14 protein-coding genes are annotated in these 15,337 nt (G+C 38.0%); 11 read left to right on the top strand and 3 right to left on the bottom strand.

Annotated elements, in window-relative coordinates; translation table 11 throughout:
• Nucleotide 1 precedes the first annotated feature (1 nt).
• The 6 genes from PP182_RS13495 (at nucleotide 2) to PP182_RS13520 (ending at nucleotide 6,515) form a co-directional block, all read left to right on the top strand.
• A complete protein-coding gene (locus PP182_RS13495) occupies nucleotides 2–949 on the top strand; it encodes an alpha-E domain-containing protein (protein WP_272651791.1) in 948 nt (315 codons plus the stop codon).
• A 31-nt stretch (nucleotides 950–980) separates the two neighbouring features.
• Nucleotides 981–1,847: a transglutaminase-like domain-containing protein gene (locus tag PP182_RS13500; protein ID WP_272651792.1), complete on the top strand. Its 867-nt coding sequence runs from the start codon at nucleotides 981–983 to the stop codon at nucleotides 1,845–1,847.
• A gap of 64 nt (nucleotides 1,848–1,911) precedes the next feature.
• A protein-coding gene (gene prfB / locus PP182_RS13505) for a peptide chain release factor 2 (protein WP_272651984.1) occupies nucleotides 1,912–3,010 on the top strand; the annotation gives its coding sequence in 2 pieces (ribosomal slippage) (nucleotides 1,912–1,974 and nucleotides 1,976–3,010; 1,098 coding nt in all).
• A gap of 29 nt (nucleotides 3,011–3,039) precedes the next feature.
• Nucleotides 3,040–3,384 (top strand): arsenate reductase (glutaredoxin), encoded by a 345-nt coding sequence (gene arsC / locus PP182_RS13510; protein WP_272651793.1) that lies wholly within the window; start codon nucleotides 3,040–3,042, stop codon nucleotides 3,382–3,384.
• An 82-nt stretch (nucleotides 3,385–3,466) separates the two neighbouring features.
• Nucleotides 3,467–3,982: a hypothetical protein gene (locus tag PP182_RS13515; RefSeq protein ID WP_272651794.1), complete on the top strand. Its 516-nt coding sequence runs from the start codon at nucleotides 3,467–3,469 to the stop codon at nucleotides 3,980–3,982.
• 4 nt (nucleotides 3,983–3,986) lie between these two features.
• On the top strand, nucleotides 3,987–6,515 hold the full coding sequence (locus PP182_RS13520) for a TonB-dependent receptor domain-containing protein (protein WP_272651795.1): 2,529 nt from the start codon (nucleotides 3,987–3,989) through the stop codon (nucleotides 6,513–6,515).
• A gap of 65 nt (nucleotides 6,516–6,580) precedes the next feature.
• Here the strand turns inward: PP182_RS13520 and PP182_RS13525 are convergent, their stop codons facing one another.
• Nucleotides 6,581–6,754, bottom strand: coding sequence for a hypothetical protein (locus PP182_RS13525; protein ID WP_272651796.1), 174 nt, complete (start codon nucleotides 6,752–6,754; stop codon nucleotides 6,581–6,583).
• A 137-nt stretch (nucleotides 6,755–6,891) separates the two neighbouring features.
• Here PP182_RS13525 and fumC point away from each other — a divergent pair, with 137 nt between their 5' ends.
• The gene (gene fumC, locus PP182_RS13530) at nucleotides 6,892–8,289 is read left to right on the top strand and encodes a class II fumarate hydratase (protein WP_272651797.1); all 1,398 of its coding nucleotides are present in this window, start codon (nucleotides 6,892–6,894) and stop codon (nucleotides 8,287–8,289) included.
• 72 nt (nucleotides 8,290–8,361) lie between these two features.
• Here the strand turns inward: fumC and PP182_RS13535 are convergent, their stop codons facing one another.
• Nucleotides 8,362–9,249: a hypothetical protein gene (locus PP182_RS13535; protein WP_272651798.1), complete on the bottom strand. Its 888-nt coding sequence runs from the start codon at nucleotides 9,247–9,249 to the stop codon at nucleotides 8,362–8,364.
• Between the two features lie 168 nt (nucleotides 9,250–9,417).
• Between PP182_RS13535 and PP182_RS13540 the strand changes: the two genes are divergently transcribed.
• The 4 genes from PP182_RS13540 to PP182_RS13555 all read left to right on the top strand — a co-directional run bounded on the left by PP182_RS13540 (nucleotide 9,418) and on the right by PP182_RS13555 (nucleotide 13,572).
• Entirely contained in the window at nucleotides 9,418–9,882 is a 465-nt protein-coding gene (locus tag PP182_RS13540; RefSeq protein ID WP_272651799.1) for a GNAT family N-acetyltransferase, read from the top strand.
• Between the two features lie 11 nt (nucleotides 9,883–9,893).
• Nucleotides 9,894–10,712: an MBL fold metallo-hydrolase gene (locus PP182_RS13545; RefSeq protein WP_272651800.1), complete on the top strand. Its 819-nt coding sequence runs from the start codon at nucleotides 9,894–9,896 to the stop codon at nucleotides 10,710–10,712.
• Between the two features lie 77 nt (nucleotides 10,713–10,789).
• Entirely contained in the window at nucleotides 10,790–12,187 is a 1,398-nt protein-coding gene (locus tag PP182_RS13550) for a M16 family metallopeptidase (RefSeq protein WP_272651801.1), read from the top strand.
• The gene (locus tag PP182_RS13555; protein WP_272651802.1) at nucleotides 12,187–13,572 is read left to right on the top strand and encodes a M16 family metallopeptidase; all 1,386 of its coding nucleotides are present in this window, start codon (nucleotides 12,187–12,189) and stop codon (nucleotides 13,570–13,572) included. The genes PP182_RS13550 and PP182_RS13555 overlap by 1 nt, the downstream gene beginning before the upstream one ends.
• A gap of 47 nt (nucleotides 13,573–13,619) precedes the next feature.
• On the opposite strand, the gene ettA is transcribed toward PP182_RS13555, so the two are convergent.
• Nucleotides 13,620–15,311: an energy-dependent translational throttle protein EttA gene (gene ettA / locus PP182_RS13560; protein ID WP_272651803.1), complete on the bottom strand. Its 1,692-nt coding sequence runs from the start codon at nucleotides 15,309–15,311 to the stop codon at nucleotides 13,620–13,622.
• Nucleotides 15,312–15,337: the final 26 nt, after the last annotated feature.

Here is a 15,337-nt window from a genome sequence, read left to right on the forward strand (position 1 = left end):
CATGCTAGCAAGAGTAGCCAATAATCTTTTTTGGATGGGGCGATATATTGAACGTTCGGAACATATAGCACGATACATGAACGTCAATTATTTTTCATCCTTGGATGCACCAAATCAAATATCACAAGACAGACAGTTCGTACTAAGGTCCATGCTGTTTATGGTCGGGGATCCCGAAAAAGATTTGAACAAGACATTACAGGAGAACGAAGTCCTTTATAAATTAGGGGTCGATCCAGATTTCGGCTCTTCCATTTTAAATAACGTTAAACAAGCAAGGGAAAATGCCAACAGTGCGCGGGATTTAATATCAACCGAATTATACGAAGCTATTAACAAGTTTTATCATTTCGTTCTTAATTACCCAAAAGAAGTCTTTGTAAAAAGTGGTTTGCACGACTTCACCACCAATATAGCCGAAATGAGCGCTATTTTGAGGGGTAAAATAAGAGGTACTTTATTACACGATTCCGTTTATGCAATTATCTTAATGGGCGTTAATATTGAAAGGGCGACCCAAATTACACGTATTATTAATTCTAAATATAATGATGCCCTTCTAGCTCAAGGGAGTTATGAAGATGGTTTTAGCAAAAGCTTTGAGTGGTCAACCTTACTTAAATGTGCAGAATCCTACGATATGATGCGAAGGTTTTACAAGAAGACCCCAACAAGCATTTCTACACTGGAATTTTTAATTTTAAACCCAAATTGCCCAAGATCCGTAATGAACTCCTTGAACCAAGTTTACAAACACGTAAAACTACTAAATCCAGAGAAACGATATAATAAGGAGTCCACTGCATTTCTAATAGGTAGGGTACGTGCGGAATATGAATACAAGTATATAGAGGAAATAGAACAGGACATTAAATCGTTCATTGAAAATATACTTAGAAGTCTCGAAGAAATCAGCAATAAAGTAGACGAAGAGTTTTTTAACTATTAATGTGACCAATTATCCTATTTTTACATCCACGATGTCGAAAGAATATACGGTCACTTACAGTTCGGATAATGTTTACGAAAATTGGGTTTATGATGCCTATTGGCAGTTTTTAATAATGCCCTTCGAAAATGAATCCCAAGAAATATTGGATATTGATTTCAAAAACTCATTACATACTATCAACGAGTTTTCCGTAAATGGTTACGGTTTTAAGACCATTAGAGTTCAATCCAAAAAGAAATTTAAGAATGTAACTTTTGAAGGGAGATTCAAGGTATTAAAATCAGAAATCAAAGAACCGCCCATACCCTCAAGAGCGGAGATACTCAAATCTTACGAAGAAATAAATTCTTTAACTTTTAAAGTAAACTTCCAAAGATTTTTAAAGACTACTGGGTTGACCACTTTGCCCATAGGAAATAAACCCCTCTTTAAATTTGACAATATTACCTCTATAATTGAAAACCTGCATAGTTTGAATAATTGGGTGTACCAGCATTTACATTATCTAACTGGAGTTACGGACATTTCTTCTACACTGGAAAAGGTCTTGTCCCAACAATCGGGGGTTTGTCAAGATTTTGCACATGTATTTTGTGCATTGGCCCGATACAATGGTATTCCTGCAAGATATGTCTCAGGATATCTCAATCATGAAAGCGGTTACGTAGGAGATTCCCAAATGCATGCATGGGCCGAAGCATTTGTTCCAGATTTTGGCTGGTTAGGTTTTGACCCGACGAATAATATTATAGAAAATAGCAATCACATAAAAGTTTCTCATGGAAAGGACTATAATGATTGTTCCCCATTAAAGGGGGTGGTTCATTCCCAAGGTAACCATAAAACAAATCACTCCGTTGTCGTAAAAAATCACCAGCAACAAATACAACAATAATCCCTAAGTGCGAATTCCAAATTGGTGAAAAAGAATATTACTTTTACGCAAAATTATTGATATGATTATAACTACGGACCATTACAAAGGTCTTATTGATCGCCTTGGTGCGTTAAGGAGGTATCTTTGACATTGATGCCAAACTTATAGAAATAGAAAACGAGCAAGAGAAAACTTTGGCACCTGATTTTTGGGACAATCCCCAGGAAGCTCAGGCGCATATGAAGTTTATTCAATCCAAAAAGCAATGGGTAGATGACTATAATGCGGTTAAAAGCCTTGTTAATGATTTAGAAGTACTTGTAGAGTTTCTTCAAGAAGGTGAAATCTCAGAAGAAGAGGTTGAGCTCCAGTACGAAAGAGCTGTCAATGCCATAGAAAAAATGGAGTTCAAAAATATGCTTTCCGAGGAAGGCGATGAACTGCCTGCCGTGCTACAGATTACTGCTGGTGCGGGTGGTACCGAAAGCTGTGATTGGGCCGCTATGCTTATGCGTATGTATATGATGTGGGCAGAAAAAAATGGATATAAAGTTAAGGAACTGAACTTCCAAGAGGGAGATGTTGCAGGGATAAAAACAGTTACCCTAGAAATTGATGGAGAATATGCCTTTGGATGGCTAAAAGGTGAAAACGGGGTGCACCGTCTCGTTAGAATTTCCCCTTTTGATAGTAATGCAAAAAGACACACGTCTTTTGTTTCCGTCTATGTATATCCCTTGGTGGATGACAGCATTGAAGTAGATGTAAACCCTGCAGATATTACAATAACAACTGCGAGGTCCAGTGGCGCGGGAGGACAAAATGTAAACAAAGTTGAAACAAAGGTTCAATTGGTACACCACCCTACAGGAATACAAATTTCCTGCTCCGATTCTAGAAGTCAGCATGACAACAGGGCTACCGCTATGAAAATGCTTAAATCACAGCTCTATGAAATTGAGTTACGAAAAAAGATGGAAGCTAGGGAAGAAATAGAATCCTCGAAAATGAAAATTGAATGGGGTTCACAGATAAGGAACTATGTAATGCACCCCTATAAGCTGGTCAAAGATGTTAGGACCGCAGAAGAAACGGGTAATGTTGATGCCGTAATGGATGGGGATATTGACGCCTTTCTAAAGGCATATCTAATGATGATGGGGCAAAAAGAGGAGGAATAGAAAAGCTATAACCTAAATAAATTGTAACAATGATAACTATTTACCACAACCCAAGATGTAGAAAATCCCGGGAAGGATTGGAAATTTTGGAAAAATCCGGTAAGGAATTTGAAATCAAGAAATACTTAGAGGAAGTACCCACCAAGAAAGAATTGCGACAAGTACTTAAATATTTGGGTATTTCCGCAGAAAACTTAGTCAGAAAAAATGAATCCGTGTGGAAAAAAAAGTTTAAAAATCTGAATTTGACCGAAGAGGAAGTTCTGGATGCTATGATAGAAAATCCCAAACTCATTGAAAGACCAATAGTTATAAAAGACGGTACGGCAGTCATTGGAAGACCGCCAGAAAACATCGAAAATCTGATTTCCTAAAGTTATCATAAATGGCTAAAACTATTAACAAATTATTAACCAAAGCCATTTAAACCAAAGTCTAATTTTACAATCTAACGTTATGAACAATACTATAAAATTGAATCGTTTCAATGTAATTATAATGACCTTGTTCCTTTTTATAGGAGCAGAAGTTTATAGCCAATACGGTTATGGAAATGGTGGTTATGGTTACGGAAGGGGTTATGGATATGGAAGACAAAGAAGTGCCATACCTCAAGCCCAGGTAACACCCAAGGAAGAAGCGCCTAAAACAGCTGAGGAGTTAGTTGATGGTGAAATGCCCTCCATAACAGAGGCATTGCAGCTCAATGATTTTGAATCCGCTGTCCTTAGCTCAATTTTGAAAAAGTTTGTTCAAGAAAGGATCGAAGCTCGAATTCTAAAACTTCCGCCAGAAAAAATGCGTGAAGTTTATGAAAACATCACCCTAAGACAGGATGAGGAATTAAAGGCTAGTCTTCCTTTAGAAAAATATGAGGCCTTTGTGGAACTTCAAAAAAATGGAGTAGCAAAGACCTTAAAGAAAAAGAAAAAACAAAAAAAGAAACGCCAAAAAAAGAAGAACAAAAACTAAACCTATGAGAAAACTTTTCCCTTTACTCCTACTACTATTTATCTTACAACCCATTTTAAGTCAAAGACCAGAAGGAGCCCCAGGGAACGGTCCAGCTTCTATTACAATTTCCGGAACGGTATTGGACCAAGAAACAAACCAACCCTTAGAATACGCAACATTAGTTCTTCAAAGTATAGATAACCCAGATAGGGTAACTGGGGGTATAACCGACTTGGACGGAAAGTTTTCAGTTGAGACCACTCCAGGAAAGTATAATGCCCGTGTAGAATATATTTCTTACAAAACACAGCAATTACCAAATAAAACATTCGAAGAGTCCACAGATTTAGGGACCATAAAATTGTCGCTGGACGTAGCGCAACTCAATGAAGTAGACGTAGTTGGTGAAAGAACGACCGTAGAAGTAAGATTAGATAAGAAAATATATAATATCGGTAAGGACCTCACCACAAGTGGCGCAACCATTAGTGACGCTTTGAGCAATGTTCCGTCCGTAAACGTGGATATTGATGGCGGAATCAGTTTACGTGGAAACGAAAATGTTCGCATATTGATTAATGGTAAACCTTCAGCCCTGGCTGGGTTTGGATCCACCGAAGCACTTCAACAGTTGCCCGCAGATGCAATAGAGAAGGTAGAGGTCATCACCAGCCCTTCCGCTAGATATGATGCCGAAGGTACTGCCGGCATATTAAATATTATTCTAAAAAGAGAAAAAACACTTGGATTTAATGGTTCTATTAATATGTACGCTGGTCACCCTACCAATGCCGGTATAACAGCAAACGCCAACCTAAGAACGGACAAGTTTAATTTCTTTACAACGATTGGATACCGGTATCGAGAAGGGCCTGGCAACGGTTTTTTTGATACAAGATATTTTGACCCTAGACAGGATGCATTCTTGGATAGTATTGCCTATGACAGGAATATAGAAGATCGGGACATTGACCGAATAAATCGTGGCATCAATGCTAATTTTGGAATCGAATACTTTTTCAATAAACAATCTTCCATTACAGGTTCATATTTCCTTAGAACGGGAAGTGACGAGGACTTGACTACCAACATTAATGATTATTTATTGAACAATGCTCCACAGGTAGGTACCACAAGAAGTGAACTGGAAACAGAAAAAGATAATACGCATCAAATATCGCTGAACTATATTAATCGTTTTGATGATGATGGACAGGTTTTAACAGCAGACTTTCAGTACTCTGTAGATACCGAAAATCAAAATGGTTTTATATCCGAACCTGTACGCTATAATAACACTGCAAATACGGATATTAGTATACCTAGGGAAGAAACTTCAACTATTGAAGATCAAACCGAGTATTTAATACAAAGTGATTATGTTTTACCATTTGGTGAAGATTCACAATTTGAAGCAGGTTACCGAGGAAACTTTGAAAATCAAGTTACCGACTACAGTTTACTTCAAGAAAATGAAAGTGGAAATCTCGAAGTCAATGTGAACCAAACAAACATTTTTGATTATACTCAAAATGTACACGCCTTATATTCTCAATATGGTTCAAAATTTGGTGATTTTAATTTCCTTTTGGGGCTTAGAATGGAGAGCACACAATTAAAGGGGAAAATAGAATCCCAACTTACCGAAGAGGAACTACAGGATGAATTTTCCTTTCCAATAGATACGGATTTCGATAATAATTATACTGGTCTTTTTCCTACTGTGAATCTAATCTTTGAATTTAATGAAAAAGAGAATGTTTCTTTGGGATATAACAGAAGGATCAATCGTCCTAGAAGTTGGTTTTTAAATCCTTTTCCTTCTAGAAGTAGTAGAACAAATATTTTTCAAGGAAATCCCAATTTACGACCTGCATTTTCAAATGCTTTCGATTTGGGCTACTTAAAGAGATGGGATAAATTGACCTTGACTTCGTCTATATATTATCAAATTGAAAGCGATGCATTTCAAAGGGTACAAGAACAGGTTTTCATAACAGGACCTGGGGGTTCACAAGTTGAAGTCGTTAGGAACATTCCTTTTAACTTAGCTACAAATGACAGAACGGGTGCAGAATTAGGTTTGTTGTACAATCCTTTTAAATGGCTACGTTTAAACGGTAGTGTCAACTATTTTAGCTTTAACCTTAATGGAGAATTTAATGGAGTAAACTATAGCCAGTCCAATAATAGTTGGTTCGGTCGCTTTAGTTCAAAGGTTACCTTACCTTGGAAAATCGATTGGCAGACTAATGCCTTCTATAGAGGTGCATCCGATGAGGTACAAGGACGCTCTGACGGAATTTTATCAATTAATTTAGCTTTCAGTAAAGACTTCTTAAATGACAACGCCACTATATCTTTAAATGTTCAGGATCTTTTGAATTCAAGAAAGAGAAGTTCATTCACCACTACCGACTTTTACGATCAAGATAGTGAGTTTCAATGGAGACAACGCCAGCTAAGAGTTTCGTTTATCTATCGCATAAACGAGCAGAAGAAAAGAGGAAGGCCAGAGAGGGAAGATGATGGCGGAGAAGGAGAATTCTAATAATCCGAAATTTGGGACACAAAAAAAGGGAAGCAAATGCTTCCCTTTTTCTATATTTATGATTGTTAAGCTTGTCTAGCAGCTCTTTTCTTATCACGTCTTTCTTTCAAAAGTTCTCTAATATTACCGAACAACCAATAAGGAACAACAAAAGTCAATAAGAATATCATTAACCAAAAACCTATAGTGAGAATGGTTAAAAATGCTAAAAATCCTAAATATTGGTCAAACTCAAACATAATATTAAATTTTACGTCCCAAAGATAGTCCGAAAAACATACAATTTGCAAATCAAAATTAAAAAAATATTTAATTCCCTTTGAACTCCAAAAAATAAGGTAAACCCCTAAATTTGTGAACCTAAATAGTTAACATCATGAATTATAGAATAGAAAAAGATACCATGGGCGAGGTAAAAGTGCCTCAGGAAAAGTATTGGGGTGCTCAAACAGAGCGTTCCAGAAATAATTTTAAAATTGGTCCATCGGGCTCTATGCCTCTGGACATCGTTTATGGTTTTGCTTTTTTAAAAAAATCCGCCGCCTATGCCAATTGTGAATTAGGGGTATTGTCCGAACCCAAGAGAGACTTAATAGCGCAAGTATGCGATGAAATTTTAGAGGGTAAACATGACGACCAATTTCCTTTGGTCATATGGCAAACGGGCTCTGGTACGCAAAGTAATATGAACGTAAACGAAGTGATTGCCAATCGTGCCCATGAAATTGCAGGAAAGGTAATTGGGAAAGGTGAAAAGACCATTCAGCCTAATGATGATGTTAATAAATCGCAATCTTCTAACGATACATTCCCAACAGGAATGCATATTGCGGCGTATAAAAAAATTATAGAAGCTACCATACCCGGGGTAACCCAATTAAGAAATACCTTGGATAAAAAAGCGAAGGATTTCAAGGATGTAGTGAAAATTGGCCGTACCCATTTAATGGATGCCACACCCCTGACCTTGGGGCAAGAATTTTCAGGCTACGTTTCTCAACTTGATCATGGCTTGGCTGCTTTAAAAAACACTATGGATCATTTAAGTGAATTGGCCTTGGGTGGTACTGCCGTAGGAACTGGGTTGAACACACCCGCTGGTTATGATGTGCTCGTTGCTAAATATATTTCCGATTTTACGGGTCTACCCTTTAAAACTGCAGCGAACAAGTTTGAAGCCCTTGCCGCCCATGATGCCATTGTGGAGAGCCATGGTGCCTTAAAGCAATTAGCCGTTTCTTTGAATAAAATTGCCAATGACATTCGTATGATGGCATCCGGTCCACGTTCTGGTATTGGAGAAATCATTATTCCCGCTAACGAACCGGGAAGTTCCATTATGCCAGGAAAAGTGAACCCTACACAATGTGAAGCGCTAACGATGGTTTGTGCACAAGTAATGGGTAACGACGTTGCCGTAACTGTTGGGGGAACCCAAGGTCATTATGAGCTTAATGTCTTTAAACCTTTAATGGCCGCAAACATTCTACAGTCCGCGCAATTATTGGGAGATGCCTGTAAAAGTTTTGAGGAGCATTGCGCTTCAGGTATAGAACCAAATCATGAGGTTATAAAACAACTGTTGAACAATTCATTGATGTTGGTAACTGCATTGAATACTAAAATTGGGTATTACAAAGCCGCGGAAATTGCGAATACAGCACATAAGAATGGTACTACGCTTAAAGAGGAAGCGATTAACTTAGGATATGTTAGTGCGGAAGAATATGACGAATGGGTAAAGCCCGAGGACATGGTTGGAAGTTTGAAATAAGGTATTGATCCTAAACATAAAAAGGGCGGTCTAATTAAGACCGCCCTTTTGTATTTAATGGATAGTGTGTTATTATTTTAAGGTGAACTTGGAAGTTCCCAATAATTTTAATTCATCGTCATAAACATTAACCATGTAGTTTCCATCCTGAAATTCACTAGCTGGTTTGTTGATATAATCACAAACATCCAAGGATTTATTCTCATAGTAGAACTCAGTTGCCTTACTATAAGTTACCGAAGCACCTTCCTCGTTTGTCGTAGACATAGTTTCACCCAAAACATTTCCTTGAGGATCCAATACTTCCAAATAAAATTCCCTATCACCAGCCTGTGCGATTACATTATCGGCAACAGTAAAACAAATTTTAAACTTATCCGTTCTCTTAGCTCTTTGTGTAGAAACCAATTTACCACTATTACGCTCTCTAACTGCATCAACATTAAACTTGGAAAGGTTTAAGGCAGAACCTTTAGCAACAGCATCGGCCAATTGCGTATTTTGTACAACCAAAGAATCATTGAATACCGTTTGTTTTTCCAATTCTACGTAAGTGCTATCACGCTGCATGGCTATCATCGTGTTGGAACGGGTCAAAGAATCAACTTGCTTTAACAACTGTTCTCTTTCCGCCTTAAGAACACCTACTTGTCTTCTGTATCTAGACAAAGCGGAGATATCGGCCTTCATGGTTTGCACAGAATCAATATACTTAGCTATATTATCTCTTGCAGTAACCAATTCTTCGTTTGTAGCATTGCTCTCCAAGATAGCCTTATCATACTCTGATTTTAGGCTATTCAAATCTTCAACTACCAATTCTTTTTCCTTGGTAAGTACAGTCTCAGTCTTTTTCTTATCCTGGTAAAGACTAACAGTGTAAATAATAGTACCTAAAAGCACCACACCTAGTAATGCCGCTAAGACCTTCAATCCATTGTTATTTTTTGTTTCAGTCATAATGTAATAATTAATTAATCTCGTTGAATTTCAACTAATGTGTTTGTTTGTATCATTCTATATACGCATAGAACCTGTTTTTAGATTTTTTAATGTTAAATTATTTTAAATCAAAGATTAAAGACTAATTTGTTTTAATAAATTTAAGTGCGACCAAACCTCTAAAACATGCTAAAAATTGTACCTTTTGAGGAAAAGTACAAGGATATTTTTAAGCAATTAAATTTGGCTTGGCTCGAACTTTATTTCCATGTCGAGGCTAAAGATCAAGAGTTGCTCAATGACTGTGAAAAGTTTATTATAAACAAAGAAGGGTTTATTTTTATTGGTTTATGGAAGGCTGCTCCAGTGGCGTGTTATTCCTTGTTAAAGGGAAGTGAAGAAAATGGGTGCTACGAACTTGGTAAAATGGCCGTGGACAAAACTTATCAAGGACTTAAAATTGGCCAAAAAATGTTGGCTCATGCCATTGATTTTGGAAAGTCCAATGCTTGGAAAAAAATAGAACTATATTCAAGCACAAAGTTGGACACCGCTCTCTATCTCTATAAAAAATATGGTTTTAGAGAGGTAATCTTGGAAGCAAACTCACCCTACAAAAGGTCTGATATAAAAATGGAATTAATACTTTAAACAAATTCAATATGAAAAGGAGAAATTTACTATTGCTTTTATTATTTACTACCACTTTATTCATCGCATGTAAGGATAAGGCTAAAAAGGAAACCGAAGCCGATATGACGGAAATGAAGTCTGCAGAAAATAACACTATGGATAATTCGACAGTATCCAATACGGTAGAGGTTATTCCCATAGAACATGCGACCACGGTATTGGAATGGGGCGATGTTACGATTTATGTGGACCCTACTGGAGGCGCAAAAGCTTTTGAAGGTCAAAAAAATCCAGACTTAATTTTGATAACGGATATACACGGGGATCATTTGGACGTAGAAACATTACAGGAACTGAGTACAGCAAATGCAGCTTTTGTAGTTCCAAATGCGGTAGCCGAACAAATGCCGGACGAATTTAATTCTCAGCTCAACATATTGGCAAACGGTGAAACCACGGAACTAATGGGCGTAGGTATTGAAGCGATACCCATGTATAATCTTAGGGAAGAGGCCAAAGATTTCCATGTAAAAGGCCGTGGTAACGGATACGTATTAACTTTAGGAGACGAAAGAGTTTATTTTTCCGGTGATACAGAGGATATTCCCGAAATGAGAAGTTTGGAAAACATTGACAAAGCTTTTGTTTGCATGAATTTGCCCTACACAATGACCGAAGAAAGCGCAGCTTCCGCAGTATTGGATTTTAAGCCGGCAGAAGTTTATCCCTACCATTATAGGGGAAGACCCGATGTAAGTGATGTCGAAAAATTCAAGGAGTTGGTCAACGCTGGTAATTCAAATATTGAAGTAGTTCAATTAGACTGGTATCCCAGCGAGGATTATTAGTGATTTTATGTAACATACTTGCATAAACATAGTCCTATTAAACATAAGCTTATTATAAACCAAAAAACATCAACTAAATGAAATTGAAAACCAGCATGGTTTTTCTTTCTGTAATTTTTCTACTGGTCCTTGGCTGTGGAGAAAAGGAAGAAAAGCAGAGTAAAGAAGTGGCACAATTCAAGGTTCCCGTAGAATACTATACCTTGGACAATGGACTAAAGGTAATCCTCTCACAGGACAAAACTTCTCCTACCGCAATAGTGGCCGTTTATTATAATATCGGTTTTAGAATTGAACCAAAAGAGCGAACCGGTTTTGCACATTTATTTGAACATATGATGTTTCAAGGCTCAAAGAATATGGGTAAGATGGAATTTATCAAATTGGTTCAAGAAAATGGTGGGGTATTAAATGGCTCCACAAGGTTTGATTTTACCAATTATTTTGAAATAGTCCCTTCCCATAAATTGGAGACCATGCTTTGGGCGGAAGCCGATCGTATGCGAGGTCTTGATATTACGCAGGACAACCTCACCAATCAACAAGGAGTGGTAAAGAACGAAGTAAAGGTGAATGTACTTAATCAGCCTTACGGTGGTTTTCCATGGTTGGATATGCCACAATATGCCAATACAAATTGGAATAACGCCCATAATTTTTATGGGGACCTAAAAGACTTGGATGCCGCTAATTTAGAAGACGTTGCCAGTTTCTTTAAAACGTATTACGCACCAAATAATGCCGCACTCTCCATAGTCGGAGATTTCGAAATAGAAGAAGCCAAAACATGGATTCAAAAATATTTTGGTGACATTCCTGCTTCGGACCTTCCCGAAAAACCGGACATTTCAGAACCAAAGCAAACCGAGGAAAAGTCTTTTGTTAAAGACGACCCGTTGGCCAACAAGCCCGCTATAGCCTTGGCCTATCATATGCCGAAAAGAAATACACCAGAGTATTATGCTATGGGCTTACTTGATCAAATACTGATACAAGGAGACAATAGTCTATTGGCTCAAAAGCTGGAAAAGGAAAAAGGCTACACTTCGAATGTTAGCGGAGGTATCAATTATTTAGGAAATATGTTCAACTATCAGGGTCCAATGTTATGGATGTACGACCTAACTTATGATAATGAAACCTCTGAAGATGAAATATTATCTTCTATTGATGAAGTCATGGACACCTTAAAAGCAAAAGTAGACCAAAAAATGATAGATCAAGCCATTGTTAAGATCAGGTCGCAGCTTTACGATGATATTGGCGGGACATTCGGTCTTGGACGTGCAGACCTTCTTTGTTCCTTTGCTCTTTTTGACGATAATCCTGAGCGCATTAATACATTGGAAGAGTCCTTTAAAGAGATTACTCCAGAAATGGTTAAGAAAACCATTGATGAATATTTGGTAAAAACCAACAGGACCATACTTAGAGTAAATCCATTATTAGCAGATAACGAAAAAACACAATCCTAATGAAGTATTATTTCCTATATATAGTGGCCATAGCATTTTCTGCTAATATAATGGCCCAAGAAAAAGAAATGCCCCCAAAAGGAGGCGAACCTAAGAATTTTACCCTTCCCGAAAAGGAAGTGGTCTCTTTTGACAACGGCTTGACCTTGGTTATGATTCCTTATGGTTCCATACCAAAAGCAACCATACGCTTTAGTGTTAAAACTGGAAATATCGATGAAAATGAAAACCAAGTTTGGTTAAGCGACTTGCTGGCCGATTTATTGGAAGAAGGAAGCGCAACGAAAACTAACAAGGAAATTGCTGATGAGATGGCAGGTATGGGAGGTAACTTGAATATTGGTGTTGGTCTGCATACCTCTTCCATTAGCAGCTCCGTGCTCTATGAATTTGCTCCAGATGCCATTGCCGTCATGGCCGATGTTCTAAAAAACCCTAAGTTCCCTGAATCAGAGTTAGGACGCTTGAAGGATAATATGAAAAGAGATCTTTCTGTTCGATTATCAAGACCACAGGCACAGGCCAGTAGGGATTTTTACGCCACCTTATATCCCGACCATCCTTATGGACGGGTATATCCAACAGATGAAATGATAGATTCCTATACCGTGGAGGATATTAAGACATTTTATAATGAAAACTTTGGAGCTTTACGAACCACTGTTTATGTAGCCGGTAATTTTGATGGTGCGGAAGTAAAATCAGCTGTTGAAAAAGCTTTTGGAGAATGGAAAAAAGGTACAGCATCCCAATATAAAGTTGCAGAACCAGTAGTCTCTAGTGAAATAAAGATTATTGATCGTCCAGAAGCTCCCCAATCTACAATCTATTATGGTTTGCCCGTTATTGGGCCTTCCCATGAAGATTATGTGGCCTTGGATGTGACCAATTCTATACTTGGAGGTTCATTTGCTTCGCGTATTACTAGTAATATTAGGGAAGATAAAGGGTATACCTATTCCCCCTATAGCAGCTTGGACACCAATTATAAAAGCGGGGTATGGTATGAATCAGCAGATGTGACTACCGAACATACCGGTGCTTCTTTGGCCGAGATTCAAAAAGAAATAGAACGTTTACAAAATGAACCACCTTCGCAAGAGGAGATGGATGGAATCATCAATTATGAGTCTGGTATTTATGTACTACAAAATTCAACACCTAATGGTATCATAGGGCAGTTGATATTTTTGGATACCCATGACCTGGATGAATCATTCTTGACCAACAAAGTGGAGAACATGCATGCGGTTACGCCTGAAAAAGTTCAGGAAATGACACAAAAATATATCAATACCGAAAATATGACCTTAATTGTTGTTGGTGACAAGGCCAAGATTCAGGACCAAATTCTGGAAACCGTTAAAAAGCCTTTAAAGCAATAGACGTAGTTCTTATTATGAAAAAGGCTCCCAAGAATGGGAGCCTTTTTTTATCGAATCAATTTTTTATACTTTATCCGCTTTGGCATTAAATCACCCCCAAGACGTTTCTTCTTGTTCTCCTCATATTCAGAGAATGAGCCTTCAAAGAAATATACTTGGGAATTTCCTTCAAAAGCAAGAATATGTGTACAAACACGATCTAAGAACCATCTATCGTGGGAAATGACCACCGCACAACCTGCAAAATTCTCCAAACCTTCTTCTAAGGCCCTCAATGTATTCACATCCAAATCGTTGGTTGGCTCATCCAAAAGCAAAACGTTTCCTTCTTCTTTCAAGGTCATCGCCAAATGAAGTCGGTTTCTCTCTCCACCAGACAACATATTTACTTTTTTATTCTGCTCACTCCCCGAAAAGTTGAAACGGCTTAGATAGGCCCTTGAATTTACTTGTCTACCTCCCATCATAATGAGTTCTTGCTCATCGCTAAAATTTTGCCAAATCGTTTTTTCGGGATCAATGTTGGAATGACTCTGATCCACATAAGCAATCTTTGCAGTATCTCCCACTATAAACTCCCCTTTATCAGGTGTTTCCTCGCCCATAATCATTCTGAAAATGGTGGTCTTACCGGCACCGTTCGGACCAATAATCCCAACTATACCTGCTTGTGGAAGGTTAAAGTTTAAATCTTCATACAACAACTTATCCCCATATGCCTTACTAACACCTTTGGCCTCGATGACATTGGTACCTAGACGTGGTCCGTTGGGAATGTAGATTTCCAACTTCTCATCCAATTGTTTTTGGTCTTGGCTCATCAACTTGTCATAGTTTTTAAGACGGGCCTTTTGTTTGGTCTGCCTTCCTTTCGCCCCTTGACGAACCCATTCCAACTCGCGCTCCAATGTTTTTTGACGTTTGGAAGCGGTTTTACTTTCTTGTGCCAGCCTTTTGGATTTTTGGTCCAACCATGAAGAATAGTTCCCTTTCCAAGGAATACCTTCTCCCCTATCCAATTCCAGAATCCAACCCGCAACATTATCCAAGAAATACCTATCGTGAGTTACTGCGATTACAGTGCCTTTATATTGAGCCAAATGATGTTCCAACCAATGTACGGACTCCGCATCCAAGTGGTTGGTAGGTTCATCGAGAAGTAAAATTTCTGGCTCTTGCAGTAATAAGCGGCAAAGTGCAACCCTTCTCCTTTCTCCTCCTGATAGGACCGCAATTTTCTTATCACTTTCAGGTGTTCTAAGGGCATCCATGGCAATTTCCAATTTGGTATCCAATTCCCATGCATTTGAGGCATCAATCTTATCTTGAAGGACTGCTTGCTTATCCATCAACTTTTGCATTTTGTCCGCATCTTCATAAACTTCTGGAAGACCGAACATATCGTTGATTTTATTATACTCGTCCAAAATGGCTACCGTTTCCGAAACACCTTCCTTTACCACTTCCAAAACCGTTTTGTTCTCGTCCAATTCGGGTTCCTGTTCCAAATAGCCCACATGATAGCCAGGGGAAAAGACCACATCTCCCTGAAAATTTTTATCCCTTCCGGCAATAATTTTAAGTAGCGTGGATTTACCCGACCCATTAAGTCCTAGAATACCAATCTTTGCACCATAGAAGAAACTTAGATGTATATTCTTTAAAACAGGTGTATTGGCCGTTTTAAAGGTCTTTGTAACACCCGACATTGAAAAAATGACTTTCTTATCGTCAGACATAATAAATTTTAATTATGAGTTATGTA

This window comes from Maribacter sp. PR1 (genome assembly GCF_028464145.1).
Classification (GTDB): domain Bacteria; phylum Bacteroidota; class Bacteroidia; order Flavobacteriales; family Flavobacteriaceae; genus Maribacter.

Excerpts from the sequence above, each read along its gene's own strand:
- PP182_RS13500 (WP_272651792.1), top strand. The coding sequence starts at position 981 with ATGTCGAAAGAATATACGGTCACTTACAGTTCGGATAATGTTTACGAA.
- PP182_RS13520 (WP_272651795.1), top strand. The coding sequence starts at position 3,987 with ATGAGAAAACTTTTCCCTTTACTCCTACTACTATTTATCTTACAACCC.
- ettA (WP_272651803.1), bottom strand. The coding sequence starts at position 15,311 with ATGTCTGACGATAAGAAAGTCATTTTTTCAATGTCGGGTGTTACAAAG.
- PP182_RS13525 (WP_272651796.1), bottom strand. The coding sequence starts at position 6,754 with ATGTTTGAGTTTGACCAATATTTAGGATTTTTAGCATTTTTAACCATT.
- PP182_RS13540 (WP_272651799.1), top strand. The coding sequence starts at position 9,418 with ATGCTAAAAATTGTACCTTTTGAGGAAAAGTACAAGGATATTTTTAAG.
- PP182_RS13515 (WP_272651794.1), top strand. The coding sequence starts at position 3,467 with ATGAACAATACTATAAAATTGAATCGTTTCAATGTAATTATAATGACC.
- PP182_RS13550 (WP_272651801.1), top strand. The coding sequence starts at position 10,790 with ATGAAATTGAAAACCAGCATGGTTTTTCTTTCTGTAATTTTTCTACTG.
- PP182_RS13555 (WP_272651802.1), top strand. The coding sequence starts at position 12,187 with ATGAAGTATTATTTCCTATATATAGTGGCCATAGCATTTTCTGCTAAT.
- PP182_RS13545 (WP_272651800.1), top strand. The coding sequence starts at position 9,894 with ATGAAAAGGAGAAATTTACTATTGCTTTTATTATTTACTACCACTTTA.
- PP182_RS13495 (WP_272651791.1), top strand. The coding sequence starts at position 2 with ATGCTAGCAAGAGTAGCCAATAATCTTTTTTGGATGGGGCGATATATT.
- arsC (WP_272651793.1), top strand. The coding sequence starts at position 3,040 with ATGATAACTATTTACCACAACCCAAGATGTAGAAAATCCCGGGAAGGA.
- fumC (WP_272651797.1), top strand. The coding sequence starts at position 6,892 with ATGAATTATAGAATAGAAAAAGATACCATGGGCGAGGTAAAAGTGCCT.
- PP182_RS13535 (WP_272651798.1), bottom strand. The coding sequence starts at position 9,249 with ATGACTGAAACAAAAAATAACAATGGATTGAAGGTCTTAGCGGCATTA.